Here is a 26,350-nt window from a genome sequence, read left to right as displayed (position 1 = left end):
TAACGCTCCCTCTCCCTATGCTGGTCTATCTATCTTTCTACTCGTGCACTACTTCAATGTTATTAGCTTTGGCAAACTGCTCGAGGCGCGCTCCCATTGCCGCGGTATCATAACGGTTCAGAAATCTGGAGAACACCCACTGCTTGCGTTTGCCTTTATATTTCAGGGCAACCATGCTGCGGGACAGGATAATCTTCTCAATCTCGGATGCCTGCAGCCAGCGCTCACGGTTATATTTAATGGTAGAAACTCTGGCCCGCTCAACCTTCAGGAAAGGACGGCGGAAGAAGATCAGGGCTGCCAGTAAAAAGTACAGCACAACGCCCAGCCAGTTGGCCAGTATACCCTGCCCCCGGGCTTCATCAATGGAGCCCACTACCCAGAACATAATTCCGAGCAAGAGCAGCACAACCGGAAATACAATGTTGCGGCCTTTAAAAACATCACTGCTTCCGGCAGCCGAAGATGATTTGGAAGCATAAATCGTTTCCTTGCCTTGCTTCTTTCGTTGCTTATTGACTTGCTTGGTATTGCGTTGAACCATTCTTTCCCAAGAACGGGCCATGTGAGTTCCCCCTAGTCGTCCTAAAATATCTATGACAAAGCCGCCGGGCTAATGCGTGAGCCCCTTGTTGCCCTGATCATCGTTGTCCACAATCTCAATGGTATCCAGCTGTGCACGGAAATTTCTGCGGATATTGCCCAGGTAGATTTCGCGGAGCTTGGCGCGTTCCGCCAGTTCCTCTTCTGTCAGGCCGCTGCTCTTCTGCTTGCGTGCCAATTCATTGATGCGTGCGACCAATTCGTCTATATTCAATGCTTTCCCCTCCCCTATAAATTCATTCTAACTTTGCCATGAGAAAAAGAGCTTGTCAAGGTCTCCTCCCTGCAAGCTCTTTATGGCGTGAACTATAGTTGATATTTATAGCAATTCGGATTAATATGCCGGCAGTGTCAGCACATCCCCGGCCTGTATGTCACTGCCCTTGAGCCCGCTCGCTTTCTTGATTCCTTCTATATATACAACCGTCCTCATGTCAGACGGTTTATGTGCAAGTGCAATGCTCCAAAGGGAGTCGCCGCGTTCCACTACCACACGTTCAGCCGGCAGTACTGAGGATACTGATCCTGCAAATACATTACCTACCACCGTGAAGCCGGAAACCGCCAGCATCAGGATCATGGCAAGCTTCACCAGCTGGCCTCTGCGGAACAGGCTCATTAATGTACCGAACAGGGTTTCTGCAGATTTCTTCATACGGATCACATATTCTAAAACAGAATCATCTCCGGCAGATTGAACCTCACGGGTCTCATCGTAGATGCTGCGGTAAGTACTGTATTTTAACAAAATCATCGACCTCCAAACACGTGTTCTTAAATTTGAGATTAATATAACACGAACATGTGTTTTGATCAATAGATTTTTTCGAACAATTGTTCCCCTTAGTTTTCGGCTCTATTCTACCTCTCCTGACAGCATCATCCAAATGTTATTATGAAATAGTTAGAACTTATGTTTGTACGAACGGAAGTTCTATGTTATAATTTTCCCAAACATACTATATGGGGTTGATTCCAATGTCAAAGATTTCGAGTCGTCAGCTGGCGATCCTGGAATTCATACGTAACGAAGTCCGCAGCAAGGGTTATCCTCCGTCTGTCCGGGAAATCGGGGAAGCTGTCGGTCTTGCCTCCAGCTCCACCGTGCATGGTCATCTGGACCGTCTAGAGAAGAAGGGTCTGATCCGCCGTGACCCTACGAAGCCCCGCGCTATAGAACTGCTTGGCCAGGAAGATTCAGAGAATGTACATCAGTTCGTACAGACGGTCACCCGTATTCCTGTTGTAGGTAAAGTCACCGCCGGGGTGCCGATTACCGCTACCGAGAATATTGAGGATTACTTCCCGCTGCCTACACATTATGTCGGCGACAACAAGGTCTTCATGCTCTCCGTGCTCGGAGACAGTATGGTTGAGGCCGGAATTATGGATGGCGACTATGTTATTGTCCGCCAGCAGCAGACAGCAGATAACGGCGATATCGTTGTAGCAATGACTGAAGAAGACGAAGCTACTGTCAAGACCTTCTATAAAGAACGTGACCATATCCGCCTGCAGCCGGAGAACCCGGCCTACGAACCTCTCCGCTTGAACCGGGTTACCATCTTAGGCAGAGTCATTGGACTTTTCCGTGATATCCACTAATTAATCCCCCCGGGGCTGTTGCGCATCCATTGTGCAACAGCCTTTTTTCTATCCTGAAATTCAAGTTCACGGGCCCGGCATTACGCACATATTCTGATAGCAGAAGGAGTGCTGATGACCATGCCCAATTACCGGATTATTGTTGACCTGTCGCAGCGTATGCTGTATCTGCTGGATAACAACATTGTGACCCGCGGCTTCCCTGTAGGAATCGGTACAGTGCTGACGGCCTCACCCGAAGGCGAATATACCATTATTAACAAGCAGCCCAATCCCGGCGGTCCATTCGGCGCCTTTTGGATGGGCCTGTCCAAACCCCATTACGGCATCCACGGAACCAATGACCCGGCTTCGATCGGCCATATGGTTTCACACGGCTGCATCCGGATGTATAACGCGGATGTTCTTGCCTTGTCACGCATCGTTCCTGTCGGCACACGGGTCACCATCAGGAAGTAGCAGCCCCAGACTTCTGCCCCCTTATATACAGAAAGGACACCTCCGCAGGGCGGGGTGTCCTTTCTGTATTCCTTATTCTTTTGTACCTGCGATTCTCTACAGTACACTGCGCAAAAGTCTGATTGCGATCCGGTTCAAGCGCAGGGCTTCCCGGATAGACGCCCGTGCTGCCAGCAATTCACGTCTGGCCCGGCTTGGATTCGGCACTCTGCGCAGGTTCTCATTAATTTCTTCAAGTCGCTCCAGAAGAACAGCCCGCTGTGCCAGCAGGGCACGAATCGCTCTGCGGATTCTTAACCGATCTCTTTCTGCCATATTAACACCTCTTTTACGTTTTATAGTATAAGAGATGCCGAAACGGCTCTTCCTGCCTGTGTGATCAGGCAGTTGTTATTTTTCGGGTATACGCACACGGAATTCAAAATCTTTGCGCCTGTAAGTCATCCCGCCCAGCTCTATGTATTCCGGTGTCCATTTTTGCAGCGGACCTGCACAGTCAGCAAAGACCGGCGGTTTGCCCTCCTGCAGCTGCAATACATATATATCTGCCTCCGCAAGCGCTGCTGCAAATAAATCAGCATCACATAACAGCACCTTGTAAGTCGTGTTCAATCCGCTTCCCCCTTGTAGTCTAATTCATACTTGGTACGGATATCATAAACATTCCCTTTTCAAATATAACACAAATGGTAATCTATGTATGTGATAATTCCCTTAGACCGGCAAAAGGAAAAGGCATTACCCTTAAGCTCTCCTTTTATCGAAAGCCGCAGATAATGCCCTTCCCTCTCTCAATTTCAGCCCAGAGTATAAAAAAGTGCCAAAATTACAATAGTTAACGTTGAAGCAAAAGACAGCCAGGTGAACAGCCGCTCCCAGAATTTATTTTTCATCTGTTTTGTATACCACCAAAATCGTGCTCCGCTGATGCTCCGCGCCGTCACGTGAGGACTTCACTACAGATCCGTAACAGATATTTACGACCTGCTCCTCCGTAAGTCCCTTGAGGAATTCATTTGCCTTATTCTCGGCATAGAAATTATCCCCGTCTACAAACTCTTTTACCTGTATCATAGTATTCTCCTTTTATGCTTCGCATTCTCGGTTATATTGGAACACATGTATTAGATAGCAGCGAAATGCACATGGCGCATCACCCCTTGACTAACATTTAATGTAAAATATCCCTAAATGAACAGTAAGGCATTCCGCAGCGGTCTGCGAAATGCCTTACTATTTGCCTAGCTTAACACCGGGCATGCGAATGGTCAAATACTTTTTACACAATTATACAAATATTATATAGTTAAGTTTGAGTAAGAAGGAACTTCTGAAGCGCAAGCTCGGTCGTGACCGCCTCAGCGGCTGCCTCCAGGGACGGAATCCACAGGATCGAATCCTGCCTTATATAATTAAGCACCGCTTCACTGCTGCGGTCAAAATCAATCAAATGCTTGCTCTCGGCATGCTCTATGCTCTGTCTGGCCCGTTCAACAATCTCCACATAATCAAGCCTCAGCTGTGTCTGAATGCTCGTATCCGCGGATTTTAATTTCGCCCAGGCAAAGACTCCGCCCTCAACAACCTGCTCCGAACCCTTCATATACTCAACACCTGAATGATTGGTAATAAACCTGACAACCCTCTCTTCAATCGCCTCATAACGTAAAATCATTTCCGGGTCATAATACATTTAACACTCCCTTCTAACCTAAACTATGCAAGAAGGGCCTTTCTGTCGCTTAGGCAGTGAAAGACCCTCCGGATGAGAATTACACAAATAAGTTAACATAACCATAACCCATTTCAGGCTTAATGTATACCTTATTTACTACTTTTTACATAAAACAATGAATTTGCTTGCCAGGCATAACCTCATAGCTCCATTTACAGCAGAATACCTTACAGGAAAGCCTGAAGGGCTGCTCAGCACGTTATCTACCGCCCGCCTGAGCGCTGGCTGTTGACGGGAACTGTTTATTTCAGGTGCTCCTTCAGTACAGTTCCCAGTTCAGACGTATACCGGGTAAGCCGCAGGCTGATCTCCGTCCGCATGATGTCACGCGTAAGTCCGAATCGTTCCTGGTAGCCGCGGAAAAAGATTTTATAATACATCAGGAAATCCTCCTGCTCATCAGCCAGCACCTTGATATTGCGCTGCTTGAGCTCTTTTTGCAGCCGGTAGGTGTCCTGCATTACCCTATTTTGGATATAACGTCCGGCCATTAAGTACATCCGGGTAAGCATGTTGCCCGACCGCTCGATCTCCTCGATGCTCTTGCTCACCATAGTATCTATGTAGGGCAGCAGAATAAGGTCACGGACCATCGTGCGTTCCGCATTCGTGAGCATGGTTCTGCTGTCATTTTCACCCTTACCCTGCTCTTCGTACTGGTCGACATGCTCACTCATCAGCATTTTGGTCTTCCATCGCTCATTTCCGTCTAACTTGCTCATTTATAGTGACCCCCAATCTGTTCGGCCCGTTCCAGAGCAACCCCGGACTCAAGCAAGGAGGAGGCCCGAATGAGTGCCCGGCTGCCGTATCTGGTTTTGATCTGGTCAATAGCCCGCTCTTTGTTGTAGGTACGGATACGGTCATCAAACAGGGTGAGCTGCATGACACTGTCATCGGTCAGCCCGGAGATGGATATGGCCAGACGGCTTAGGGGCATCCCGGTCCAGTGGTCCACAAACAGGCGGTAGGCTGCCGCTGCCACTTCATGAGTCAGGAACGACGGCTCAGGGAGTGTCATCTGCCGGCTGTACGAATGTGAGGTGTTGCCGTCCGTCTCCGATACCGCGATGGATACCACCGAGCCCATATACCGGTACCGCCGCGCCCGCTGGCAGACCTCAATTACAAGCTCCAGCAGCACCACCTCGATGTCAGCCAGTCTCGTATACAGATTCCAGCGCAGCGCCTTGCCGTGGCCCACGGATTTGATCTGGTGCCGGATTCCCGTAACGACCGGACTGGGGTCGATGCCGCGGGCCGTCTGCCAGTAATACTCCGCCTGGATATCACTCTGCTTGCCCATTGTCATCCGCATTCTCCGTTTGAACTCACCCAGCTCCATCCGGGCAATGTCGCCAATGGTGGTTATCCCCATCCGAAAAAAGTTTTTGGTCATCCTTCCGCCTACCATAAACATATCATGGACAGGAAGCGGCCAGAGCACCTCATCCAGATTGTCGTAGCCCAGCCGGAAAATGCCATCTGTCTGCTTTTTAGCCAGATTATTGGCCATTTTGGCCAGGATCTTGGTAGGTCCGACCCCTACCCGGGTCCAGACGCCGGTGGACAACTTCACATGCTGCTGTATCGCAGAAATGACACATTGTAATTCTCCTCCAAAAAAATTCAGCGAGCCCGTCACATCCAGAAACTGCTCATCGATACTGAACGGCTCGACCATATCCGTGTACCCCTGGTAAATCTGCGAAATCAGCAGGGAAACCGTAATATACGTCCGCATCCGCGGCCGGATCACGACCAGCCCCGGGCATTTGGTCATTGCTTCGCCTACACGCGAGGCGGTGGTAACACCCTGGGCTTTGGCAAGGGGGCAGGCAGCCAGTACAATCCCGTTCATCCGCGCCGGGTCGCCCACCGCAACAGGCATATCCTTGTATTCCGGATGAGCGGCCTTTTCGACGCTTGCGTAAAAGGACTGGCAGTCCGACAGCAGAATAATCCGCTCCTTAGGCATACCTCTTCCCCCGTGCCGGGTGCCAGGCCAGAATATTCGAGAGCAGAAATACCCGCGGAGCCCCCGCCGTTAAACAGGTCGCCCGGATTCGCCCGTCCCGGATGGCAAGTACTTCGATCTTCCGCTGGGAGATCTTGCCGGATCTGTCCAGATATACGATTTCAATGGTCTGACCAATAGCCATTCTCATGACCGATCGCCTCCAACAAATAAGAACATTTGTTTGTATTATAACCAAACAGGTGTTCCCTAATCAATCATGAGTATATTCCTCAACTGTCATTATTATGTATATTGATTGAACAGGGGCTGCAGATTCTATATTTTGCACTATTTATCCGGAAAATTTGCATAAAAAAATCCGCAAGCGCCGCCTGTTTGTGCACAGGAGCCTTCTTGCGGACGAATCACTACAGCTGGCTTAATTTTTAATTACCTTCTATGGTGGACAGCGATACTGTCATCCAGGGAGCAAACTGATCTGCCAGCTCTCCATTCGGGTTGTGCATCCGGAGCAGATAAGCCTCTCCGGCCTCGTTCTTCCATACTATATAATCTTCTGTAGCCTTCTCGCCGCTCACCTGTAAATACAGCTCTGCATAACGCAGCGGATGTTCAATCAATTCCCCGCTGTAATCATTAGGCTTGCCGGCAGCAGACAGCTCAGTCTGGCCTTGCTGCTTCAGAGCGGCAATGTCATAACCAGACGGCAGAGGTTCAATCTCTGCATAATAATCGGGATCCGCTGTTAACGCTAAACGGCCGTTCTTTGCATCAAAGGTATAGCCGTCAAATATATACAGGGAGTACCCGTCCCCCTGCTCAAGCGTACCCTCCTGGCCCGGGACACCCCCCTCCTGCTCGCCGAAGCTTTGCGTCTGCGGCCGCCCGGATGACGGCTGGGCACTTGCCTCCGGACTGGCAGACGCCTGCGCCTCCGCAGTAGCTTCAGGGGATGCAGAAGGCTCAGGACTGGCTGTAGCTTCGCTTACAGGCGTTGCCGCTGCACTGGAGGCTGTCGGCTCCGCCTCACTTCCTGTCTCATTATTGCTGCATGCGCCCAGAGTTAAGGCGGACAAGAGAAGAACACTTGCTGCTGTTGCTAGCATTGATTTTTTCATGTTATACCTCCTCGTCTGGATAACACTCATTACCCGAATAGCTGACATTTTTATCTATCCAGGATTAAAGGTGCCGGTGCACAGTATTGCGGCGGGATAAATACCACACTCTAACTAAACGCAAAAAATCGCCAGAAGGTTACGCCTGACGATGATTTTTGTTATACACAGTATTTTAGCAGCATAAAAAGCACAATTCATAAAAATATATTCCGGCCGACAGCATCATCCAGCGAAGAGAGCAATCCGATGTGCACCGGAAAACTTTAAGCAGGACAACGGATTCAAATCATCCATTCCAGGAAACTTCCGAACATATAGCCGATCCTATACGATTCCTTAGCCAAATTCTCCAGAACGCCTATCAGAAAGGTTGTCAGTTGAAGTGCAAATGTCAGTATGAGAATAAAAATAAGGGGAAGCAGTGCGCGGAATGTTTTGTGGAGATTGTCTTTTTTCATATCAGGATTCCCGCCCTTCAGCACGTTCTGTTAAATCAGTGGCAGGCATAGCCCGCGAAAGTATCGTCAGCCTTAATTTTTCAAAGTCGACATTTCGGAACAGCGGAACGGGAATTCCAACAGAATAATCCCTGCCAAAGAAACGGTCTGTAGCTTCAATAAATGACCGCTTGCCTTGCTGCTCCGCCCAAATTCCGAGTCCAACAATACTATGATCTACATAAAATTCAGCTTTATAGATGCTGTCTAAGGGAACAACCTTCTGCCCGAACAGTGTTGTGAATTTGAGTTCCTCCTCAGTAACGGTCAGATAAGGCTTATGAAGAACCCCTGCACCTACCCAGATATACCCCGCAAGTCCGGACATCCCCGCTAAAATAGCGATCAGAAAGAATTTTTCGTTCCCGATATTGGGCAATACGCCAGCCATTATAGCGAAGCAAAGAAATATAGTTACAACAAATCCGTACAGAATATGTAATGACCGCTTTAATTCAGGCTTTTGCTGCAGCGGCAAGGCGTACAGCCCGTTCTTTTCCGTTAAACCCTTCTCCAAAATCTTCTCTCCCCCGGATCTGTCCGCTCAGCAAATAAAGGCATTCTCCAAGATATTTTATCGGCTCTGGGACAATGTGTAAATCCCAAATCTTCGGAGGGGGCACCAGGCTTTAACACGAACGAAGGACTCAATCGCTTTAATAATCATGTTCAAAAATTTCTGTAAACAAAATGTGAAATATATTGCAAATTCATTTCAATTATTTATAATATTTACCAGATGAATGAAGGGAGACATCATGTGAGCTTGTCTACTAGAGATACACTTCCCCTCATGTCTTACATTGACATCGACCGCAGCTTATACCCAGAATCCATTCACACTTTAAGACTGAGAACGTCCAGAAACCCCAAAAGCATTTCCCGTATTCTTAATTCGTTACATGACAGCAACTACGTCACAATTGGTGATTTGATGAAGGCTTCATTGACTGAATTGCTTTGCTTGAGGAATTTCGGCGTCACGGGGCAAACGATTGTTATTGAGTTGTTAGAGGCACATGCAAAGAGTAGGGTTTGAGATTCACCGGAGAACCTTTTTTTTGTTTAAAGGTTCTTTTTTTATTGGAATTGAAATTTATTCCATAATATATATTTTTTCTTAAATTATCTTCTTGCATCTTGTTTAATAATATATATACAACATTCCAACGGGTGGTGAAATCATATGGACATGAAGCTCATTGAAGAAGCCATTACGAAACAAGAACCGGTAAAAATCCAGTTAGTGAATGGCGATATATATGCAGGCTGGCTGGTATATGGTTTTAACTACAATTATATAAATTTAGATACCGGCTTTAGTACGCTCACTATCGCGAAGGAGTCAATAAAAATTATTTCATATGTTTTCGATTGAGATAACCTGTCAGGCAAAGCATTATCCATAATGCGCGGTAGGCTGAAGTCTAATTATCTTTTTTCAACCGTTGCGGTTGCTTGGGGTCCAGCTGTGTCCAGTCAGATGCATCTCTGTCCGTAAAAATGTATGTAGTATCGGGATCATCAGAAAAGGTTACATATACAGGGAATTTCGGCATGGAACCAAGTTTAGCCCTAACACTCACTATGTCAGCTTCAGAGTACCCCTCGACAGTAATTAAATAGGTTTTGAGACCTTTTTCAAGTGAATTATATTTAAACTGCAGCGCCGCATTAGCCCCCATAATGAGCACGATGATAGTCAAAGCTGAAAAGATCATAATTTTTCTGATATGAAAACACCTCCTTTTAACGTAATATAGTATCTTTTCATTATAATTGATATAGACAAAGGGTATGACGACGATAGCATATACGCCTGGATGGCAAAATCGCAATCTGTTTAAACGAGGGCTATCATCATTATCAATAAATGAACGTACGTTCCAGCTAGTAATGCGCCCTGTCTCCTGGCGGACTGTTAAGTACTTTCCGGCTGAGGTCCACACATTATTGCCACTCAATAATCGCCGCATATCTGTTCCCTCCCAGGCTCTGCCTCTGTTCCGGCCCTCTGCTGCATCTGCTTGATCCACCGCAGCTATCTATTCCCTATATCAAACGATCATGCTATAATCCGAAAAAAAGAGGTGAACCCGATGAAATTTATAATCGTTGTTTTAATTCTCTTGTTTGTGTTTGGCTTCTTTAAAAAGAAGAAGTAATTTATCGAACCATTAGGAGAAGAGATACACCCACTCCCTTTTCGATCTGCTTTTGGCCCACCTGGGGGATAGAAATTTTTATCGTGACATATACATTTTGTGGGCAACATGAATCTCAGCGCCTCCTTATACTTCCACGCCCACACAACAAAAAACCCTCAACGCCAACGGCGTCAAGGGTTACTTCATCCTAGTAAAGTGTCATGTACTGATCTCTTTCCCACTCGTGAACCTGGGTGCGATAGATATCCCACTCGATTTCCTTCAGCTCGTAGAAGTGAGCCAGCGCATGTTCGCCGAGGGCTTCGGTGATGACATGGCTGCGGATCATTTCGTTGAGTGCTTCCTTCAGGTCAGCCGGCAGGCTCGGGATGCCTTCTTCAATCCGCTCTTCCTCAGACATCACATAGATGTTGCGGTCGATTGGTGCAGGAAGATCCAGCTGGCGTTTGATTCCGTCCAGACCTGCCTTAAGCATTACAGCCAGTGCAAGGTACGGGTTAGCAGCAGGGTCCGGATTGCGGACCTCGATGCGTGTGCTGAGGCCTCTGGAAGCCGGGATACGGATCATCGGGCTGCGGTTGCTCGCAGACCATGCTACATAACAAGGAGCTTCGTAGCCTGGAACCAGACGTTTGTAAGAGTTAACAGTTGGGTTAGTAATAGCGGCAAAAGCACGCGCATGCTTCAGGATACCCGCCATGTAATAACGTGCCGTTTTGCTCAGGCCCAGTGTATCGCTCTCATCGTAGAACACATTCTCATTGCCTTTGAACAAGGACTGGTGTGCGTGCATACCGGATCCGTTCATGCCAAAAAGAGGCTTAGGCATAAAAGTTGCATGCAGGCCGTGCTGACGGGCTACCGTCTTCACGACTAGCTTGAAGGTTTGAATCTGGTCAGCGGCTTTGATCGCATCCGCATATTTGAAGTCAATTTCATGCTGGCCGGAAGCTACCTCATGGTGGGAGGCTTCGATCTCAAAGCCCATTTCCTCAAGGGTCAATACGATTTCGCGGCGGCAGTTCTCCCCAAGATCCATCGGCGCCAAATCGAAATATCCGCCCTGGTCATTCAGTTCCTGTGTCGGATTGCCCTTCTCGTCAGTTCTGAACAGGAAGAATTCCGGCTCCGGTCCAACGTTCATGGCTGTAAAGCCCATCTCTTCGGCTTCCTCGAGACAACGCTTCAGAATACCGCGCGGATCGCCGGCAAACGGTGTTCCGTCAGGCATGTACACATCACAAATCAGACGTGCCACCCGGCTGTCAGTCACCCACGGGAAGATAACCCAGGTGCTGAGGTCCGGATACAGGTACATATCAGATTCCTCAATACGCACATAACCTTCGATGGAAGATCCGTCAAACATCATTTTATTGTCAAGCGCTTTTTCAAGCTGACTCACGGGAATTTCAACGTTTTTGATCGTTCCCAGCAAGTCTGTAAACTGCAGACGAATAAAACGGACGTTTTCTTCTTTGGCAATGCGCATAATATCCTCTTTAGAAAAGCTCACGATACCCTCTCCCTTTCAACACTCTAATTAGTTTATTTATTAAAAAACCGGGATAGCTCGCCTTGAATAAGAGATACTTGTCCCGGTCTTTTACCGGAAACCAGTTCCTGCTTAAGCAAACGGTGAAGCTGTGAATCAGACAACTCTCTACGTCTAACCTCTGTGTCAGGGGTAATAACCGTAGCTTCTTCGGATTCCTTCGAGACCGGATTCATCACCTGCTTAATGCCGGCAATGTTAACCCCTTTCTCGATCAGTGCCTTGATCTCCAATAGGCGCTCAACATCATTAAATGAGAACAAACGCTGGTTGCCGGAGGTACGCGCAGGTACGATCAGGCTGTGCTGCTCATAATAACGAATTTGTCTAGCAGATAAATCGGTTAGCTTCATTACGATTCCTATAGGAAATAATGCCATATTTCTGCGGATTTCATCACCCATGACTCATCCAACCTTCCAATGATCTTTTTCTCATCTCATTGTACATTTCTTAATTTGGCGTGTCAATGGTATGTAAGTTTTCTTTACAACATTAGTAGACTACTGCGAAACAGAAGGTTACCTGGATGTAAGCTACAAAAGGATGAAGTCTACCGCAGTATATCACATCGGACAATCCGGAAGCAAAAAGCGGTTACATAACCAGCCCGGCAGCCTCCGGCAATATTTTCCCCATTTCCCCGGTAAATATCCCATGCATGCACAATACTCTGACTTCCGGCGTTAACGAAATCAAACATTCACGCTATAGAGTATTTTTTCCGTTCAGCGGTAGCATCTGCAGACAAAAAAGTAACCCCGCTTAAATAGGCAGGGTCATAACATAAAATCTCATTCTGTTAAACGGACTGTCCGTCAAATTTCACACTCTTCCACTCTACAAAAGCTTCCGCTCCCGCATGCTCTGCAGCGCCATCAGGACGCCGAATTTCACATGGGAGTAGGTCAGTCCGCCCTGCATATAGCCGATATAAGGCGCGCGGATCGGGGCATCTGCAGACAGCTCCAGGCTTCCGCCCTGAATGAATGTGCCGGCCGCCATAATGACCGGATGCTCGTAGCCCGGCATATCCCAAGGCTCGGGAACGACGTGGCTGTCAACGGCAGCTGCGCGCTGGATCCCTTGAACGAAGGCGATAAGGTGCTCGGCACTGTCAAAAGAGACCGCCTGGATCAGATCCGTACGCGGCTCATTCCAGGCCGGCTTGGTGGTGAAGCCGGAGCGCTGGAATACCGCAGCGGCAAAGATGCTGCCCTTAACGGCTTGTCCGACCGTATGCGGCGCCATGAACAGCCCCTGATAGAGGCCGCGGGTCGTCCCGAGCATCGCGCCCACTTCACCGCCGATGCCCGGTGCAGTGAGACGATAGGCAGCCAGCTCCACGAGGTCGCTGCGGCCGCAGATGTAGCCGCCGGTCTCGGCAATGCCGCCGCCGGGGTTCTTGATCAGCGAGCCGGCCACAAGGTCAGCGCCAACCTGCGGCGGCTCCAGCTTTTCGGTAAACTCGCCATAGCAGTTATCTACAAATACGATCAGCTCCGGCTTCAGCGCCTTGACTCTGGTCACCATCTCCCCGATTTCGGCAACGGTAAAGGAGGAGCGCCAGTCATAGCCGCGTGATCTTTGTATACCTATAACTTTCGTCCGCTCATTAATGGACAGCTCCACCTCGTGCCAGTCGATCTTCCCGTCTGCCGTGAGCGCAGTCTCCTTATAGCCAATCCCAAAGTCCGCCAGGGAGCCCGTCCCGTCCCCCGGCTTGCCCACTACTTTATGAAGGGTGTCATATGGGCGGCCGGTAATATACAGCAGCTCGTCTCCGGGCCGCAGCACACCAAAGAGCGCAGTAGAGATGGTATGCGTTCCCGAAGCGAAATGAGGGCGCACCAGGGCGCTCTCCGCACCGAATACCTCGGCATACACCAGATCCAGTACCTCGCGGCCCCGGTCATTGTAGGCATATCCGGTTGAACCGGCAAAGTGGAAATCACTGACCTGCTGGCGCTGGAACGCCTCAATGACCTTCCACTGGTTGTGATCCACAATTCTGTCTAACTCTTTTACCGCACTTTCAATTTCAAGCTCTGCGGCCTCTGCCGCCTGTAAAATATCCTCTGCAAAAACAGCCATTTCCCCTTATTCGCTCCTAACATTACATTTACTTAACATAAGCAGTCACCACGCACAGCATAGCCCTGTCTCCGCTAACGTTGAAGACAGGGCCGCCGGGCTAGGAAGACCTATTCCTATTATACTTAACAGGACAGCTGTTTAACTATAGCTTAGTCCTGCTGCACCACGAACTCCGTCAGCTTATAGCCCCATTTTTCATAATCCTCTTTGTTCAGGCGGACGCTGTAGAGCACATCGTTTTCTTCATACTGGGTATCCTGCACTTCTCCCACCCGGTACAGCAGCGAGGACAGATCCCCCCGGTCGCCGGGAATGCGGAACACCAGCGTATCTCCGGCCAGCTCATCGGCTATCAGCCCGGTGACACGGGCCAGATCGTCAGGATTAAAGGCGCTGATCTTCAGATAGCCCCGGCCTGAAGGCAGCATCTCCAGCTGCTCCGGCTGGCAGAGATCGCTTTTGTTGAACAGGACTACTCGCGGCTTGCCGGCAGCACCAAGCTCCTGGAGAATGGAATCGACTACCTCCATCTGCTCCTCCCGCATCGGAGAGGAGGCATCCACAACATGCAGCACCAGATTGGCCTCATTGACCTCCTCCAGAGTCGCCCTGAAGGAAGCCACCAGATCATGCGGCAGGTTCTGAATGAATCCGACCGTATCGGTCAGCACAACCTCTTTGCCCGCTGGCAGCTGCAGCACACGTGAAGTGGGGTCGAGTGTAGCGAACAGCTGGTTTTCGATATAGACGTCGGCGTCAGTCAGCTGCTTCAAGAGCGTCGATTTGCCGGCATTTGTATAACCGACCAGCGCTACCTGTACCGCCCCGCTCTTGCGGCGGCGTTCACGGTGCAGCTCGCGTGTCTTGACGACATCATCAAGCTGGCGCTTCAGCTCGGTGATCCGGCCGCGGATATGCCGGCGGTCGGTCTCCAGCTTGCTCTCGCCGGGACCTCTGGTACCGATGCCGCCGCCGAGCCTGGACAAATTTTTGCCGTGTCCGGACAGGCGGGGCAGCAGATAGGAGAGCTGTGCCAGCTCTACCTGTATGATGCCTTCTCTTGTCTTGGCCCGGCCGGCGAATATATCCAGGATCAGCTGGGTGCGGTCAATAATCTTCAGGTCAAGTGCTTCCTCCAGATTTCGCACCTGGGCTCCGGACAGCTCCTGGTCAAAGATCGCCGTGTTGGCGCCCAGCCCGTCTGCCGCCATCCGCAGCTCCTCCACCTTGCCTTTGCCGATGAACCATTTGGAATCGGGGGTTTCCTTGTTCTGGCGGAGAACGTCCACCACCTCAACTCCGGCTGTCTCGGCGAGCTGAACCAGCTCCTGCAAAGACAGCTCGGGGTCGATGCCCGTGCGCTTGATTTTGTCTGTGACGAGACTGACGAGAATCGCCCGGTCTTGCACATCTGTCTGTGTATCATGGGTCAGTGACATGAATTGAATGCTCCTTCTTCTTATACCTGTTGAAATGTCTGTGTTTGTCCGGTAGCGCTTTGCAGCAGGTGCAGGGACTAAAGCTTGAAATCTTCAGTCCGCAGCGTCATCAGCTCCTGCTTGCCGGGGCTGGTGCTCTCATACTGGTTGAGCAGCCGAACTGCCTGTGCCCGCACTGCCTTTTCAATAGAATTACGGACATAGCGGGCGTTGCTGAAGGCGTGAAGACTCTCGGTCTTCTCGATCAGCAGATGCTGCTTAAGCTTGAGTATGGCCTGGGGCATCAAAATATAATCGCGCTCCTTGGCCATCAGCTCGGCAATCTGCAGCAGCTGATCGATCGTATAGTCGGGAAATTCGACCTGGATCGGAAATCTTGAAGGCAGGCCCGGATTGCTCATCAGAAAATAGTCAATCTCTTCCGAGTAACCTGCCAGGATGAGCACAAACTGGCTGCGCTGGTCCTCCATGCTTTTTACAAGCGTATCTATCGCTTCCTTGCCGAAATCTTTGTCCCCACCGCGGGCGAGGCTGTAGGCTTCATCAATAAAAAGGATGCCGCCCAGCGCCTTTTTGACCAGATCACGCGTCTTCTGGGCGGTATGTCCAATATATTCGCCGACCAGGTCTGCACGCTCCACCTCTATCAGATGCCCTTTACTGAGCACCCCCATCCGCTGAAACAGCTTGGCGACGATTCTGGCAACGGTGGTTTTCCCGGTTCCGGGATTCCCCTTGAATACCATATGGTAGGCCTGGCCGCCGCTGGCCAGCCCCGCCTCGCTGCGCATCTGGGCAACCTGCAGAAGGGCATAAATCTCGAATACAAGCTCCTTGATATTGTCCAGGCCCACAAGGGCATCAAGCTCCCGGCTTAATTCCTGGAATAACCCGCTGCGGCCTTGATTTTTGACAGGCACAGGTTCGCCTGCGGCCATACCCGCCGCAGGCGGCTCCTGATTCCGCAGCACAATATTGATCTGCCGTGACGGCCGGCCATCATCCCGGCCACTTGCCGCTGCTACGCGTCCGTTCACCTTGTTCACCTCATTATCCAGGGCTGACTTACTCTAACTCAAGTCTATTCCGGCCGGCGGGGTGTTATTAGCAGATTCGGGAACTTTATAGCTTTCTTGTTGACTACATAAACAGCTGCTGCAATTTCCACTTGCTGTATGCAAGGATTTCCCGCGATTTATATTTGAGCATGGACATCGTTTCGGACTCCGTTACACCAAGCTGCGGGGAAATATAGCCGAATTCCTCCGCAATCTCGAGTGCCCGCTGCCCGTGAAAGGTGTGGGTAATAATAACGGCGGTTGTCATGCCTTCACGCTGCATAATCTCCTGGCTGAACTTCAGATTCTCGTAGGTGCTGGTAGATTCATTCTCCATCAGGATGGCCTGGTCCGGCACGCCATGCTCTACCAGATAGTTGCGCATCCCCTGGCCCTCTGTGTACCGGTAGTCGGGATGATCGAGCCCGCCTGAGACGATAAAGCGGCTGAACTTTCCTTCCTCATAAAGCTGCAGCCCGTAATCCAGACGTTCCTTGAGGCCGGGGCTGGGCTCGTCCCCCCACATGGACATCCCCAGAATAATACCGGCATCAGCCTTGATCATCGGTGATGCAGAAGCTGCACTATTGATCTTGTTGAACGCAACCGCACACCACAGCAAACCTGCTGCCGCTGTGACGGTACAAACAAGCAGCAGCCTGCGTCTGAAGCGCGAGCGCCGTTTCCGCGATACCTTACGGATGGGAGACGAGCCTCTTTGGTAAACATACCATTCCATTTCTATTTCCTCCTGAATTCTCCGTGATGGAACAATTCGGCACGATGCTTCAGAGAAAGAGCAAAATAAGGAAAGGAGTGTGCATCAATGCTGCGCAGAATACCCTTGGCTGTTGTCCAGGCCAGCTTGTAATCGCTGTCTGTAATATCATTACGTTCACGCGCTTCTTCAAGCTCATCCTCATCAAGCAAAAACACTTCCCCGTTCCACAGCACCACAACATCCAGATACAAATCATCAAACCAGGGGACTCCCTGATCCGTAACACCCTGTACCTTGCAGGTGTCTATGTACCATTGTATGATATTCTGCCGTTCGTCAAACATGGCCGTTACAATATAATGGCTGTCCTTGGGAAAATACTGCAGCCAGGAATATCCCTTGTCCGCGATGCGGTATGTATGCCTGCCATAGCTTTTCCAGAGCGGTTCCTTCAGCCCGTAAATCGTATAAAGTGTAATATAACCGCTGAATTCCCGGGTCTCCACATAGCGGCAGGCAAAATGGCGGCGCGTAATCCGGCGCCAGTTGGCCCGGTCTCCGAATTTACGTTTCATATGAATAACCCTCTCGAATAATGGTGTATCCAGCTTAACACATTTGGCAGATACACTCAAAACAAGACTTACCAAGTAGAAACGGCTACGCCGTCCTAATCAGGACGGTACCCGTTTCTGCGGGAAAGATACGGATAATGGATAATGTGAAACATATACCTACTTATTCTTTCTAAACACGACAATGTCCTGTCCGTTATAATCCCCACGCAAAAAAAGACAGGCAGACATCCGCTCATTAGAGGAAGCCTGCCTGCCCTGTATATTCTCTGGAACCATATACCCTGCTAAAAATCTTATTGCGTACTGCCGTCTCCTTCTGCCATTCCAGCCGCCGGATCGGTTACAGCCCCGGCTCCGCTATCCGGGCCGGCATTGCCGCTGCCCGGCGCCGTTTCAGGCGGAGAGGTTGGCGCCGGCGTGGCCGGAGGCGGTGTCGGCAGGGCTTCAGGCGTATTCACCGGCAGTCCGCCGTTGCCGCCGCCATTGCCGTTTCCGTTACCGTTGTTGCCCTGGCCGTTGCCATTGCCGTTGCCATTGCCGTTACCATTCCCGTTGCCGTTATTACCGCTGTTGTTACCGTTCCCTTCACCATTCCCGTTGCCGTTGCCGTTATTGCCGTTTCCGGGATCGTCAGTCGGCAGATTCGGATCCGGTGTCGGTTCAGGCTCCATGGTCGGCATCTCATCCTGCACGGCTACAGTAACCGTGTCGGAAGGTTCGCTTTCCTGATCCAGCGCAGGATAATAGGCCGTCACATAGTATTCGTAGGTAAGGCCCGGCATGGCGCTGATATCGCCCACAGTCGGCGACACCGTGTTCAGAAGCGCCGTAAACTCGCTCTCAGAAGTCTCCCGCCGGTAAATCCGGTATTCCACGCCTTCAGCCTGCGCTGGTGCCCAGCTCAGATTTACGGTCATAGTTGACGGGTCATAAGCAGCTGACAGTCCGCTTACCGGCTGCACAGTCTCCGGTGTAGCGGTTGGCTCTACTTCATTGGAGCCTGACGGTGACGGGAAGGATTTGGCCGGAACATCTTCCAAAGCCTCTTCCATCACCTTGCCCCAGAATGCCGCTGCAAGCGGACTGCTGTTCTTCAGCAGATGGGTCTTGCTCGGCTTGTCATAGCCCATCCAGACCGCTGCTGTCCATTCCGGCGTGTAGCCGACGAACCAGACGTCACGGTTGGAGCTGATTCCGGAGTATCCGCTCTGAGTGGTGCCTGTCTTACCGGCAACCGGACGGTTGATCTTCGCTTTTTTACCGGTCCCGTCCGTTACAACCTCCTGCATCATCTCGGTCATCTGATAGGCCGTCTGCTCGCTCATTACCCGCTCAGGCGTGGTATTGGCTCTGTAGACCGTATCCCCGTCACTGTTCTCAATCGACTTGATCGAGTAGGCCTCCCGGAGCTCCCCGCCGTTTGCAAAGGCACTGTAGGCCTGGGCCATCTCCAGCGTATTCGTGCCTTGCGACACGCCGCCGAGCGCCAGCGCCAGGTTTTTGTCGTCATCGCTGAGATTAATGCCGAGCTTCTTCGCGAACTGGAATCCGGTATTCACACCGATTTCATTCAGCAGCCAGACTGCCGGGATATTTTCCGACTTCGTAATGGCTGTGCTCATGCTGATGGTAGACGAGTAACCATGCAGATTGTTTGGACAATAGCTGCCGAAGCACTGCTTTTCGTTGCTCAGCATGGAAGAGCTTGTGAACTTGCCCGATTCCAGAGCCGGTGCATAAGCAACAATCGGCTTAATCGACGAGCCCGGAGAACGGCGGCTGCCGTTCACGCGGCTGAAGCCCTTTTTCTCATAATTACGTCCGCCCATCAGGGCAACGATGCTGCCGTTCTCCTGATTGATGATTGTCATCGAACCCTGAACCAGCTCATCGTCGACGCTTTTTTCGAAATTGTCGCTATCGGCAAAAGCATCCTCCACCGTCTCCTGGGCGTGTTTATCCATGGTGGTGTAGATTTTGTAGCCCCCGATGTTCAGATCGTCTTCGGTCAGCCCGAATCTCTCTTCCGCTTCATCAATCGCAAAATCAATAAAGGCCTGATAACGCTGCTTGCTCTCCGGCGGCTTGTAGCTGTATTCCACCACTTTGGCCTGATCCATCTCTTCCTTGGTGATGTAGCCCTGCTCATACATGAGCTGAAGCACTACGCCGCGCCGTTCTTTGGAGAGCTCGGGGTTACGGAGCGGATTGTAACGGGAAGGCCCTTTCGGCATTGCGGCCAGTGTAGCCATTTCCCACAGTTCCAGATCCGCGAGGTTGCTCTTGCCGAAATAACGGATGGAAGCCGCCTTGATTCCATAGATCGTGCCCCCGAACGGAATCCGGTTAAGATACATCGTGATAATATCATCTTTGGTCTTGGAGTTCTCCAGCGCAACCGCAATAGATACCTCTGTCGCCTTGCGGAAGAACGTCTTGTCACGGGTCAAAAAGATATTTTTGGCCAGCTGCTGGGTGATGGTACTGCCGCCTTCCACCATGCTGCGTGCCGCAATATCCTTGACCGCTGCGCGGCCGATCGACCAGAAGTCTACCCCTTTGTGTTCAAAGAAACGTTTGTCCTCGGTTGCCACAAAAGCGTTGATCAGCTGCTCCGGGATATCGTCATGCTCTACCGGATCGCTTTTTTCCAGTGACAGCTCGCCGATCAGGTTCGCATTCCGGTCAAAAATCTGTGTCGGCGGATTGACCGTCAGCTTATCCTGGTTCTCATTAAGCAGCTTCTGCCCGTTCAGCATAATAAACAGGTAACCGCCGAGCGCACAAAAAATCGCCAAGGCCATCGCAAAAAACAAACTCCATAATACGCGCTTTTTGGTTAAAAACTTTTTCTTTTTCTTCGGCTTGGGCTTACCTGTGGATTTCGCAGAGCCCGACTGTCTGTGTCTGTTGTTTGTCCTTGATATTTCGTCTCTGGACATGCTGCCTCCTGACTCCCTTTCGGAAATATCCTCAAATTTGTGGGCACGAATGAAAAGAACAACCTTCGCAGGTTGCTCTCGCGCACTCTATTCAAACGGTTTATAAACAAAAAAGTTTCGCTTTAAGGCAGTAAAATGTTACTCGTCGCTTCCGCTGTCCTGCATCAGTGAGACACTGCGCTGCGGCGTGAAGGTCGAGATCGCATGCTTGTACACCATCTGCTGGCGCCCGTCACTGTCGATCACAATCGTGAAATTATCAAATGCCTTGATGATTCCCCGGATCTGAAAGCCGTTGGTCAAATATACTGTGGCAGGGATATTCTCTTTACGCAGCTGGTTCAAGAACGTATCTTGGATGTTAATGGACTTGTTCATATGACGTACCCCCAATGGTTCAATTAGATTGTTCGTAAGTATATTCAACACCTGAGAGAAACTTTCCTGCTATTATACCACGCAATCTGCAGTTACAGCAATTCGCTGAATTGGAGTGAGGTGAAGGTATATAACATGAACGTTGACACAGCCGGGGCGGCATCCGGTAGCACACAGCGTCCGTTCTCTCTAGAATACATGTTAAATCTTACGCCCCCTTCCCGTCAATTCCTTACGCCCCGGTTAGTGCTGAAGGCCCTCCATTTTTCTACCGCAAATCAGCGGGGGTTGAATCAGCCTGCCAAAATAAAAAAAGCCCCGGAGCATGTATGAAACATACTCCCCGGGACTGTTCACGCTGCCAAAAGGGGTTGATGCGGGCACTGTGTCCAGCTTATCTGTCAAGCTTGCGGGAGATAATCTCACGTATCTTTGCAAGATTGGCAGGATAGTTCTGCTCGTTAAAATCTTCAATCCATTCGATTTCCTTCATGTGTCGGAACCAGGACAGCTGGCGCTTGGCAAACCGCCGGGTATCCCGCTTCAGCAGGGTCACTGCTTCTTCATAGGTCAGTTCCCCCTCCAGATAAGCGGCGATCTCCTTGTAGCCGAGCCCCTGCATGGCTACCATGCTGCGGTGGTAGCCCTTATCCAGCAGCCCCTGCACCTCGGCAATCAGCCCCTGCTCCAGCATCTGGTCGATCCGGTCCTCAATCCGCTTGTAGAGGATCTTACGGTCCATGGTCAGGCCGATCAGACACAGCTCATAGGGGGATTCCCTGGTCTGCTCCGCTTTGTTGGCGGACAGGGTGGTACCCATCTGATGATGGATTTCCAGCGCCCGGATAATCCGGCGGCGGTCGTTCGGATGGAGCCGCTCCGCACTGGCGGGGTCCACGGCGGCAAGCCGGGCATGCAGCGCCTCGGCCCCGTGCGTTTCCGCGTAGGCATCCTGTTCGGCGCGGAACGCTTCGTCGGCCACCGCCTCGGAGAAGCGGAAACCGTAGCACAGCGACTCAATGTACAGCCCTGTGCCGCCCACTATAAACGGCAGCATGCCCCTGCCGCTGATCTCTGCAATCAGCCGCTTGCCCTGCTCCTGGAATTCGGCAACCGAATACGCCTCCTCCGGATCATGAATATCAATCAGATGATGGGGGATTCCGTTCATTTCGGCCGTGCTGATCTTGGCTGTGCCGATATCCATGCCGCGGTACACCTGCATGGAGTCGCCGGAGATGATCTCGGCATTGTAGGCCTCAGCCAGCTCCAGGCTCAGCCGTGTTTTGCCGACGGCTGTCGGGCCCAGCAGCACGAGCACCTTATGTTTCGTCTCAGTTGTCAATGTGAATCACCCCGTACGATATTTTGGCGCTCCCGCGCAGCAGCTCCGTGAAGCCGAGCCGGTTAAATTCGCCGCTCAGCGCCTTTTCCTTGAGCAGGACGGTTTTGCGGGCAACGCGCAGCGCCTCGTCGACCGTCTCCTCTGAAAGCGCTGCGGTGTTGGCGAACTGGCGCAGCGGCGAGATGGCTGACGAATCCATCAGCGGCACCCGGAACATCGGGTCAAAATAAACGATGTCCACGCTCTTGTCCGGCAGCCCGCGCAGATATTCCAGATGCTCGCTGTGAACCACCCGGATGCGGCGCAGCGCTTCATTCACCTTCGCCTGCCCTGAAGTATAGTGCTTCATGCCCTCAGAGAGCAGCGCATACAGCGGCAGCGAGCTCTCCAGCGCTGTAACAGTGGAGCCTTCTCCGCCAAGCACGGCAAACAGAAGGGAATCGCTGCCCAGGCCGGCCGTACAGTCCAGCACGCTATCTCCCGGCTCCATCCGGGCCGCTTCCAGCATGGCATCCGGTTCACCCTTGAGAATCCGCTTGGCCCGGACAAAGCCCATGCTCGGATGGAATTCCATCGGCGGCGTGCCCGGCGTAATCAGCCGGACCGCCTCCTGCAGGATGACCAGGATATCTTCGTCCCCGTAGCGCTCAACCAGCCGCCTAACAGATAATTTTCCGCGGGGTATAAATTTCGTTCCGGTATGCTCCGCCAGCGCCCTGGCCCGCTGAACAATTTCCGGTATCGGGTCAAAGCCCGTCGTTATAATCATGTTGCCTCCATTTCCGGTACTCGCTTCTATCGTTAAGTTACATTACCCGCTTGAACAGCTTCTCCAGGTCATAAGCGGAGAAGGACACGACAATCGGCCGGCCGTGCGGGCAGGTATAAGGCTGCTTGCAGGCCGCCAGCCGTGACAGCAGCGCATCTACCTCCGGTTCCGTCAGCTTCTGGTTGGCCTTGATCGAGGCCTTGCAGGAGCAGAGGATCGAGGATTTCTCGCGCAGCTTGGCCAGATCAATGGACCGCTCGCTGAGCACCCACTCGGCCATTTCCTCTACCAGCGCCTTCTCCTCGCCTTCCGGGAACCAGTAAGGCAGGGAGCGGACCAGAAACGTCTGGCCCCCGAAATGCTCGAGGTATACCCCTGCCTTCTCGAACCAGTGCAGCCGCTCGCTGAGCTGGCGGCTCTCAGACGGCGTGAACTCCAGTGTAATCGGCAGAAGCAGCTCCTGCGAGGCATCCTCCGGACGCCCGAACTTCTCATAATAATATTCGTAGTTAATCCGCTCATGCGCAGCGTGCTGGTCAATCAGATAGAGCCCGCTGTCGTTCTGGGCAATAATATAAGTGCCGTGATGCTGACCGATGTAATTCAGCTCGGGAAACTGCGGGAGACCCGGATCAGCATTAATGCTCGGGGCATACAGTTCCCCGGCACCAGGCAGGCTGCCGCGTGCCGGCACCGCTGACGGCGGCTGGCGGTAGCTGCCGCCTCCGTCACTCCGGGGCCGCGCCGGCGCCTGCGGGAAGCTGCCGCTGTAGACAGCGGCACTCTCCCTGGCCTGCGGCTGGTAAGCCGGAGGCTGAAGCTGGCCGGACCGCGCGGCAAGCGGATCAGCGCTGCCGCCGGAATCAGGCTGACGGCTCTCTGCGCCGCCGACGGCTGGTCCGTCCGGGCTGGTGTCAGATTATTTCATACAAAATGGCTGGGAAGTATACGAAGCGGACAACGGGCAGGATGCCCTGCTCTGGTTCAGCTCCCAGCTGCCGGATCTGATCATCCTGGATATTATGATGCCCAGGCTGAACGGGTTCGAGGTGTGCCGGGAGATCCGCCGGCAATCAGCGGTTCCGATTATTCTGCTGACGGCAAAGTCTGCAGATGACGATAAAATATACGGCTTTGAAGCGGGAGCAGACGATTATGTGACAAAGCCGTTCAGCCCAAAGGTGCTGGTAGCGCGGGCCAATGCGCTGATGAAGCGGGTGGAGGGCGGTCACCTGCCGGATTCCGGCAGCCTCAAATTTGGCGCTGCTGTCTTTAATACCTCTGCCCACCGGCTGGAAATCGGAGGTGCAGAGGTGGAGCTTGCCCCCAAGGAATATGAGCTGTTATGGCTGCTGATCCGCAATAAAGGCATTGCTGTCTCCCGCGATACCATTCTCAGCCGGGTCTGGGGCATTGAATTTGACGGGGATTCCCGGGTCGTTGACAGCCATATCAAGAAGCTGCGCAGCAAGCTGGGCGCAGAGTCACGCTGTATCCGTACGGTGGTCGGCACCGGCTATATGTTCGAGGAAGAAGCATGAGAAGGCAGGGAATTACCTTTAAGCTGTTTGTGATGACCGTGATCTTTTTTCTCTGCTTTTACGGAATGGTCATTCTGGGCCAGCTGCTATTCTTTGACGGCTTCTACCAGCATCAGAAGGAGGGCAAGGTCGAAAAGCATCTCAAAACCTTTGGTGCCAGCTACACCAGTGAGCAATGGACCGGCAGCCGGCTGTCTCAGGAGCTGGTCCGTTTTATGCTGCGCAACAAGACACAGCTGGCGATTGTGAAGCTGGACGGCAAAATGAATTCGGACGACCCGTATCATATGAAGCTGCGGATGAAGGATGGCAGGGAGCTGGTTGTTTCCCTGTCGATGTTCATGAGCGAATACGGGGACGAGCTGAGGGCAGCGGATATCAAGGAAGAGGATACGCTGACGCTTGAGGGCGAGCTTTTTGAAGAGGACAGCAGCAGCACTCAGGACCTGATCTATCCTGTAAGCATAACCGCCGGCAGCAGAACGATAGGAATGCATGAAGAGGGTATGACACGGCTGTCCGGAACCGTCACAGAAATTGTATTGCCGGATCTCAAGCTATGGAATCCGCGTCAGGGGATTCTGCTGGAGGCGCTGGAAGAGTGGTTCCCTCTGACGTCTGAGCAAAAGGCGGATCTGGAGCAGCTGGAAATGCAAAAGCAGGAGTGGACCGCCCCTTGGAGCGGGATCCGCAATTCTGTCATTATTCTGCCTGTTCAGCGGCCCGGCGGAGAGATAGAGCTGCTGTTCACGGTTACCTCTCTGCAGGATGTCAAGGATTCGAATGAAGCGCTGCGCTGGTTCTTTTTATATCTGGGGCTGGGCGGGCTAGCGCTGATTCTGGTACTCTCGCTGTTCTTCTCCAAGATGGTCACCAGGCCGCTGATCAAGCTGAACAATATCGCCAAACGGATGGTCTCACTGGACTTTACAGGCGATAACTCGATCCGGCAAAAGGACGAGCTGGGCAGCCTGTCAAACAGCATGTTTACCTTGTCGGTAAGCCTGGATTCGGCGCTGCGCGAGCTGCGTGAGGCTAACCGCCAGCTGGTGGAAGAGATGGAGCATAAACAGCGGATGGAGATTATGCAGCAGGACTTTTTTGCCAATGCCTCGCATGAGCTGAAGACTCCGCTAAGTATTATTAAGGGCTTCGCTGAGGGACTGGAGGATGGTGTGAGTGCTGGCAAGCAGGATCACTACATTAAGGTCATTATTGAGGAAGCCGACAAAATGGAGTTTCTGGTAAAGGATATGCTGGATCTGGCCAGGCTGGAGTCTGGCACCATTAAGCTGCAGAAGAGCTCTTTTATGCTGAGTGAGCTGACAGAAAAGGTAGCTGACAAGCTGATCCATCTGCTGGAGGGCAAGGGGCTGAAGGTGGTTGTTATTCCGGTGAACGAGCCGCCGGTGTATGCCGACAGCAGCTGGATCGAACAGGTGGTGCTTAATTTCATGACCAATGCCATCCGGCATGCAGACGAAGGAAGCACGGTGACCGTCAGGATAGATGGCCAGGGGCAGGCCTGTGTGTTCAGCATTCATAATCAGGGTGAGCCTGTACCGCAGGATCAGCTGCAGCAGATCTGGGAACGGTTCTACCGGGCTGAGCCCTCCCGCAGCCGGCTGACAGGCGGAACCGGGCTGGGGCTGTCCATTGCCAAACGGATTCTGGATATGCACGGCTGCCGGTATGCAGTGAAAAACATCGGAAATGGCGTCTGTTTCAGTGTGTACTTTGAAGGCTGAGCAGACATGC

Annotated in this window: 29 protein-coding genes and 1 pseudogene; 5 read left to right on the top strand and 25 right to left on the bottom strand. The window is 51.7% G+C overall.

Annotated features, from left to right (window positions below):
* Positions 1-37: 37 nt before the first annotated feature.
* From AWJ19_RS15495 to AWJ19_RS15485, 3 genes are all read right to left on the bottom strand, one after another.
* Positions 38-565, bottom strand: coding sequence for a hypothetical protein (locus tag AWJ19_RS15495; protein WP_068725004.1), 528 nt, complete (start codon positions 563-565; stop codon positions 38-40).
* A gap of 48 nt (positions 566-613) precedes the next feature.
* Entirely contained in the window at positions 614-817 is a 204-nt protein-coding gene (locus AWJ19_RS15490; RefSeq protein ID WP_068725002.1) for a DUF896 domain-containing protein, read from the bottom strand.
* 120 nt (positions 818-937) lie between these two features.
* Positions 938-1,351 (bottom strand): LysM peptidoglycan-binding domain-containing protein, encoded by a 414-nt coding sequence (locus AWJ19_RS15485; protein ID WP_068725001.1) that lies wholly within the window; start codon positions 1,349-1,351, stop codon positions 938-940.
* A gap of 230 nt (positions 1,352-1,581) precedes the next feature.
* Here AWJ19_RS15485 and lexA point away from each other — a divergent pair, with 230 nt between their 5' ends.
* Both lexA and AWJ19_RS15475 read left to right on the top strand, forming a co-directional pair.
* Positions 1,582-2,208, top strand: coding sequence for a transcriptional repressor LexA (lexA, locus tag AWJ19_RS15480; protein WP_039873792.1), 627 nt, complete (start codon positions 1,582-1,584; stop codon positions 2,206-2,208).
* Positions 2,209-2,328: 120 nt separating this feature from the next.
* Positions 2,329-2,667 (top strand): L,D-transpeptidase, encoded by a 339-nt coding sequence (locus AWJ19_RS15475; RefSeq protein WP_068724999.1) that lies wholly within the window; start codon positions 2,329-2,331, stop codon positions 2,665-2,667.
* Between the two features lie 96 nt (positions 2,668-2,763).
* Here AWJ19_RS15475 and AWJ19_RS15470 read toward each other — a convergent pair whose 3' ends face one another.
* The 9 genes from AWJ19_RS15470 to AWJ19_RS15430 all read right to left on the bottom strand — a co-directional run bounded on the left by AWJ19_RS15470 (position 2,764) and on the right by AWJ19_RS15430 (position 8,479).
* The gene (locus tag AWJ19_RS15470) at positions 2,764-2,982 is read right to left on the bottom strand and encodes a hypothetical protein (RefSeq protein ID WP_068724997.1); all 219 of its coding nucleotides are present in this window, start codon (positions 2,980-2,982) and stop codon (positions 2,764-2,766) included.
* Between the two features lie 75 nt (positions 2,983-3,057).
* The gene (locus AWJ19_RS15465; protein ID WP_068724995.1) at positions 3,058-3,279 is read right to left on the bottom strand and encodes a hypothetical protein; all 222 of its coding nucleotides are present in this window, start codon (positions 3,277-3,279) and stop codon (positions 3,058-3,060) included.
* A 270-nt stretch (positions 3,280-3,549) separates the two neighbouring features.
* Positions 3,550-3,741 (bottom strand): sporulation protein Cse60, encoded by a 192-nt coding sequence (locus tag AWJ19_RS15460; RefSeq protein WP_068724993.1) that lies wholly within the window; start codon positions 3,739-3,741, stop codon positions 3,550-3,552.
* A 232-nt stretch (positions 3,742-3,973) separates the two neighbouring features.
* Positions 3,974-4,360, bottom strand: a complete 387-nt coding sequence (locus AWJ19_RS15455; protein ID WP_068724992.1) for a hypothetical protein — start codon at positions 4,358-4,360, stop codon at positions 3,974-3,976.
* Positions 4,361-4,644: 284 nt separating this feature from the next.
* On the bottom strand, positions 4,645-5,124 hold the full coding sequence (locus tag AWJ19_RS15450) for a hypothetical protein (protein ID WP_068724990.1): 480 nt from the start codon (positions 5,122-5,124) through the stop codon (positions 4,645-4,647).
* The gene (locus AWJ19_RS15445) at positions 5,121-6,380 is read right to left on the bottom strand and encodes a DNA polymerase IV (RefSeq protein WP_068724988.1); all 1,260 of its coding nucleotides are present in this window, start codon (positions 6,378-6,380) and stop codon (positions 5,121-5,123) included. The genes AWJ19_RS15450 and AWJ19_RS15445 overlap by 4 nt, the downstream gene beginning before the upstream one ends.
* Positions 6,373-6,570 carry a hypothetical protein gene (locus AWJ19_RS15440; protein WP_068724987.1) on the bottom strand — a complete coding sequence of 66 codons (198 nt, stop codon included), beginning with the start codon at positions 6,568-6,570 and terminating at the stop codon, positions 6,373-6,375. Before AWJ19_RS15440 ends, AWJ19_RS15445 begins: the two co-directional genes overlap by 8 nt.
* A gap of 238 nt (positions 6,571-6,808) precedes the next feature.
* Positions 6,809-7,501, bottom strand: coding sequence for a hypothetical protein (locus tag AWJ19_RS15435; protein WP_068724985.1), 693 nt, complete (start codon positions 7,499-7,501; stop codon positions 6,809-6,811).
* A 462-nt stretch (positions 7,502-7,963) separates the two neighbouring features.
* On the bottom strand, positions 7,964-8,479 hold the full coding sequence (locus AWJ19_RS15430) for a hypothetical protein (RefSeq protein WP_128083615.1): 516 nt from the start codon (positions 8,477-8,479) through the stop codon (positions 7,964-7,966).
* A 708-nt stretch (positions 8,480-9,187) separates the two neighbouring features.
* Here AWJ19_RS15430 and AWJ19_RS15425 point away from each other — a divergent pair.
* The gene (locus AWJ19_RS15425; protein ID WP_068724981.1) at positions 9,188-9,379 is read left to right on the top strand and encodes a hypothetical protein; all 192 of its coding nucleotides are present in this window, start codon (positions 9,188-9,190) and stop codon (positions 9,377-9,379) included.
* 49 nt (positions 9,380-9,428) lie between these two features.
* Here the strand turns inward: AWJ19_RS15425 and AWJ19_RS15420 are convergent, their stop codons facing one another.
* From AWJ19_RS15420 to AWJ19_RS15360, 13 genes and pseudogenes are all read right to left on the bottom strand, one after another.
* Positions 9,429-9,977 (bottom strand): DUF3139 domain-containing protein, encoded by a 549-nt coding sequence (locus tag AWJ19_RS15420; RefSeq protein WP_068724980.1) that lies wholly within the window; start codon positions 9,975-9,977, stop codon positions 9,429-9,431.
* A 379-nt stretch (positions 9,978-10,356) separates the two neighbouring features.
* Positions 10,357-11,685, bottom strand: a complete 1,329-nt coding sequence (gene glnA / locus AWJ19_RS15415) for a type I glutamate--ammonia ligase (RefSeq protein WP_068724978.1) — start codon at positions 11,683-11,685, stop codon at positions 10,357-10,359.
* A 32-nt stretch (positions 11,686-11,717) separates the two neighbouring features.
* Positions 11,718-12,128 carry a MerR family transcriptional regulator gene (locus AWJ19_RS15410; protein WP_019910684.1) on the bottom strand — a complete coding sequence of 137 codons (411 nt, stop codon included), beginning with the start codon at positions 12,126-12,128 and terminating at the stop codon, positions 11,718-11,720.
* 436 nt (positions 12,129-12,564) lie between these two features.
* Positions 12,565-13,818 carry a methionine gamma-lyase family protein gene (locus tag AWJ19_RS15405; protein WP_068724976.1) on the bottom strand — a complete coding sequence of 418 codons (1,254 nt, stop codon included), beginning with the start codon at positions 13,816-13,818 and terminating at the stop codon, positions 12,565-12,567.
* 152 nt (positions 13,819-13,970) lie between these two features.
* Positions 13,971-15,260 (bottom strand): GTPase HflX, encoded by a 1,290-nt coding sequence (gene hflX / locus AWJ19_RS15400; protein ID WP_068724975.1) that lies wholly within the window; start codon positions 15,258-15,260, stop codon positions 13,971-13,973.
* Between the two features lie 77 nt (positions 15,261-15,337).
* Positions 15,338-16,297, bottom strand: a complete 960-nt coding sequence (locus AWJ19_RS15395; RefSeq protein WP_068724973.1) for an AAA family ATPase — start codon at positions 16,295-16,297, stop codon at positions 15,338-15,340.
* Between the two features lie 103 nt (positions 16,298-16,400).
* Positions 16,401-17,057, bottom strand: a complete 657-nt coding sequence (locus tag AWJ19_RS15390; protein WP_068724972.1) for a YdcF family protein — start codon at positions 17,055-17,057, stop codon at positions 16,401-16,403.
* Positions 17,058-17,059: 2 nt separating this feature from the next.
* Positions 17,060-17,614 carry a DUF402 domain-containing protein gene (locus tag AWJ19_RS15385; protein ID WP_068724970.1) on the bottom strand — a complete coding sequence of 185 codons (555 nt, stop codon included), beginning with the start codon at positions 17,612-17,614 and terminating at the stop codon, positions 17,060-17,062.
* Between the two features lie 296 nt (positions 17,615-17,910).
* Complete coding sequence (locus AWJ19_RS15380) at positions 17,911-20,559, bottom strand: penicillin-binding protein 1A (RefSeq protein ID WP_068724968.1); 2,649 nt, start codon at positions 20,557-20,559, stop codon at positions 17,911-17,913.
* A gap of 138 nt (positions 20,560-20,697) precedes the next feature.
* Positions 20,698-20,937: an RNA chaperone Hfq gene (hfq, locus tag AWJ19_RS15375; protein WP_068724967.1), complete on the bottom strand. Its 240-nt coding sequence runs from the start codon at positions 20,935-20,937 to the stop codon at positions 20,698-20,700.
* A gap of 394 nt (positions 20,938-21,331) precedes the next feature.
* Positions 21,332-22,282 carry a tRNA (adenosine(37)-N6)-dimethylallyltransferase MiaA gene (gene miaA, locus AWJ19_RS15370; RefSeq protein ID WP_068724965.1) on the bottom strand — a complete coding sequence of 317 codons (951 nt, stop codon included), beginning with the start codon at positions 22,280-22,282 and terminating at the stop codon, positions 21,332-21,334.
* Positions 22,272-23,051, bottom strand: a complete 780-nt coding sequence (locus AWJ19_RS15365) for a class I SAM-dependent methyltransferase (RefSeq protein ID WP_068724964.1) — start codon at positions 23,049-23,051, stop codon at positions 22,272-22,274. Before AWJ19_RS15365 ends, miaA begins: the two co-directional genes overlap by 11 nt.
* A 37-nt stretch (positions 23,052-23,088) precedes the next feature.
* Positions 23,089-23,676 (bottom strand): annotated as a pseudogene (locus tag AWJ19_RS15360) (DNA mismatch repair protein MutL); the annotation flags it as partial.
* Positions 23,677-23,959: 283 nt separating this feature from the next.
* On the opposite strand from AWJ19_RS15360, the gene AWJ19_RS15355 reads away from it, so the two are divergent.
* Positions 23,960-24,592: a response regulator transcription factor gene (locus AWJ19_RS15355; RefSeq protein WP_068724962.1), complete on the top strand. Its 633-nt coding sequence runs from the start codon at positions 23,960-23,962 to the stop codon at positions 24,590-24,592.
* Complete coding sequence (locus tag AWJ19_RS15350) at positions 24,589-26,340, top strand: HAMP domain-containing sensor histidine kinase (RefSeq protein ID WP_068722669.1); 1,752 nt, start codon at positions 24,589-24,591, stop codon at positions 26,338-26,340. The genes AWJ19_RS15355 and AWJ19_RS15350 overlap by 4 nt, the downstream gene beginning before the upstream one ends.
* Positions 26,341-26,350 lie beyond the last annotated feature (10 nt).

Origin of the sequence: Paenibacillus sp. DMB5 (assembly GCF_001517085.1) — a bacterium.
Taxonomy (GTDB): Bacteria; Bacillota; Bacilli; order Paenibacillales; family Paenibacillaceae; genus Paenibacillus_AQ.
This window is presented reverse-complemented; position numbering and strand designations above follow the sequence as displayed.